At 65.6% G+C, this 1,668-nt stretch carries 1 protein-coding gene; it reads right to left on the bottom strand.

Annotation, left to right across the window (positions count from 1 at the left end; genetic code table 11):
- Nucleotides 1-121: 121 nt before the first annotated feature.
- Nucleotides 122-1,668 (bottom strand): type II secretion system secretin GspD (gene gspD, locus AB4Y84_RS21020; RefSeq protein ID WP_442250856.1); only part of this gene is annotated, 1,547 nt, incomplete at its 5' end.

The raw sequence follows: 1,668 nt of genomic DNA, 5'->3' as shown, positions 1-1,668 counted from the left end.
ATTCACGGCGTCCCCGCAAACCCACAGTGCCCCGCCCTCCCCCAGTAAACCCGCTGTTGCTGTTGCTGTTGCCGTTGCTTTGGCTTCGGCTTCGGAGGGTGCCGGGCGCAGCCCGGCCGGCTTACTTCCTGCCCGGCTGGTTCAGCGGCTCCATCGCGCGGAAGCGCTGGCTGTATTCGTCGGTCAGGGTGCGTGCTTCCTGGCCGTTGCGGACGATGGTCGGGGTCAGCAGCACGATCACTTCCGAACGACGGCTGGTGCGGCTCTTCTGGCCGAACAGTGCACCCAGCACCGGAATCCGGCTGAGGCCGGGAATGCCGCTGCTGCCATCCGTGGCCGAATCGGTGATCAGGCCGGCCAGCATGATGGTGTCGCCGCTCTGCACCGCCGCCTCGGTGGCCAGCTTCTTGGTGGAGATGCGCGGATTGCAGTTGCGCTCCTGCGGATTGCAGTTCTCCGGTACGTCCGAGGCGCTGCTGATCTCCTGCACGATATCCAGGAACACCGTGCCGTCGCGGGTGACCCGCGGGCGCACCTTGAGGATCACGCCGGTGTCGATGTACTGCACCGAGCTGTAGCTGCTGGTGCCGACACCGGTGTTGACCGTGGTGGTGTTGATCGGCACCTTGTCGCCCACGTTGAGCGTGGCTTCGGCGTTGTTGCGCACGAACACCGAGGGTGTCTGCAGCAGGCGCACGTCGGTGACTTTGTCCAGTGCACTGACCACGGCAGCGCCGTTATGGCCAGTGAAGGCCCAGTTGGCGCCGTCGGTGCCGGTCACCGCACCGGCGAAGGTGTTCCAGGAACCGCCGGCCATCGCCGGCAATGACAACCCGGACAGCGCACCGGTCAGCGCGCGCCCTGCCACGGCGTTGTCGAAATACCAGTTCACGCCGTACTTCAGGTCGCCGGTCAGCCCGACTTCGGCTACCTGCGCTTCGATGTGCACCTGCAGCGGCATCACGTCCAGTTTCTCGATCACTTCGCGGATCGAGCGCCAGGCCTGCGGCGTCGAACGCACCAGCAGCGTGTTGGTTTCCTCCACCGCCGACACGCCAACACGATCGCCTTCCACTTCCAGGCTGATGCTGACGTTGCCCGACTGGCGCTGCGGCAGGTTCAGGCTGCCGGCACTGCTACCACTACCACTGCTGCCGCCGCCGACCTGGTTGTTGAAACTGCTGCTGTTGCCCGCATCCATGCCACGGTCGCCATCGCTGCCCAGCTGCGACGGGATGGCGCCTGGCGCCAGCGCTGCCGAGCCGGAACCGCCACGGTTACCACTGCTGGCAAAGGCTTCACTGAGGCGCTCGGCCAGGTCGCGCGCCTTGATGTAGCGCAGCTCATGCGAGAACAGGCGCGCGCTGCCACCGGCAGTATCGATGCGGTCCAGCCACTGCTGGATCTGGTCCAGGTAGCGCACCTGCGGGGTGATCACCAGCACCGCGTTGGCGTTTTCCAGCGGCAGGAAACGGAACATGCCCGCGCTGGGCGTCTTGCTCTCTTCGCCGAAGACCTTCTCCAGATCGGCGGCGACCTGCTCGGCCTTGCCGGACTGGATCGGGAACACGCCCACCGACATGCCCGAGAGCCAGTCGACATCGAAGATTTCGACGGTATGCAGGTAGTTCTCGAGTTCGGCACGGGTGCCGCCAAGGGTGATCACGT

Source organism: Stenotrophomonas sp. 2YAF22 (genome assembly GCF_052114665.1).
In the GTDB taxonomy this organism is placed as follows: Bacteria; Pseudomonadota; Gammaproteobacteria; order Xanthomonadales; family Xanthomonadaceae; genus Stenotrophomonas; species Stenotrophomonas indicatrix.
The sequence above is the reverse complement of the archived record's forward strand: the minus strand, read 5'-3'. Positions and strand labels throughout refer to the sequence as shown.